1 protein-coding gene is annotated in these 1,030 nt (G+C 73.3%); it reads left to right on the forward strand.

Translation table 11 applies throughout. From position 1 onward, the window contains the following. Nucleotides 1-927: AMP-binding protein (locus AIIKEEIJ_RS14735; RefSeq protein ID WP_161995955.1), on the forward strand; the 927-nt coding region annotated here is incomplete at its 5' end. Nucleotides 928-1,030: the final 103 nt, after the last annotated feature.

The following is a 1,030-nucleotide window of genomic DNA, read 5'->3' on the forward strand; positions in this document are numbered from 1 at the left end:
CTGTGGGCCGAGCTGATGAGCAAGTACCGCGGAACCGTAACGGCCGCACCGAACTTCGCGTACTCGCTGCTGGCGCGCAAGCTTGCGCAGGCGCCCGACGGCGCGGTCGACCTGTCGTCGGTGCGGTGGATGTGGAACGGTGCCGAGCCGGTCGACCCGGACACCATGGAGGCCCTCGCCGCCGCCGGCGCCCGGTTCGGCCTCGACCCCGCCGCGCTCGCGCCGGTCTACGGCATGGCCGAGACCACCCTCGCGGTCTCGGTGCCGGACCCCGGACGCGGGCAGATCCTCGATCTCGTCGACCCCGACCTGCTCGAGGCCGGCGGGATGGCGGTGCCGTCGAGCCGGTCCAACGCCCGTCGCCTGCCCACTCTCGGCCACCTCGTGCCCGGCCTCGAGGGCCGCGTCGTCGGCCAGGACGGGGAGCTGCTGCCGCCCCGCGGCGTCGGCATCATCCAGTTGCGCGGCAAGGCGGTCACCCACGGCTACCTCACCGTCGACGGTCCGGTGCCCGCGCAGGACTCGCAGGGCTGGTTCGACACCGGCGACGTGGGCTACTTCACCGAGGACGGCCTGGTCGTGGTGTGCGGACGCGTCAAGGACGTCATCATCATGGGCGGGCGCAACGTCTATCCCACCGACATCGAACGGGCCGCGTGCAGCGTCGACGGCGTGCGCCCCGGCAACGCCGTCGCGATCCGCCTCGACGCCGGCGACAAACGCGAGTCGTTCGCGGTCGCCGTCGAGACCAACCGGATCGACGATCCGGAGGAGGTGCGCCGCATCGAACACGACGTCGTGCACGCGGTCGTCGCGGAGGTCGGGGTGCGGCCGCGCACCGTCGCGGTGCTCGGGCCGGGCAGCATCCCGAAGACGTCGTCGGGCAAGCTGCGCCGTGGCAGCTCCGTCCACCTGCTGGGCGGCTGACGCCGCGCTCAGTGCACCTGCTGGGCGGCTGACGCCGCGCTCAGTGCACCTGCTGGGCGGCTGACGCCGCGCTCAGTGCACCTGCTGGGCGGCTGACGCCGCG

The sequence above is a fragment of the Rhodococcus sp. YH1 genome, assembly GCF_009939605.1.
Classification (GTDB): Bacteria; Actinomycetota; Actinomycetes; order Mycobacteriales; family Mycobacteriaceae; genus Rhodococcus; species Rhodococcus aetherivorans.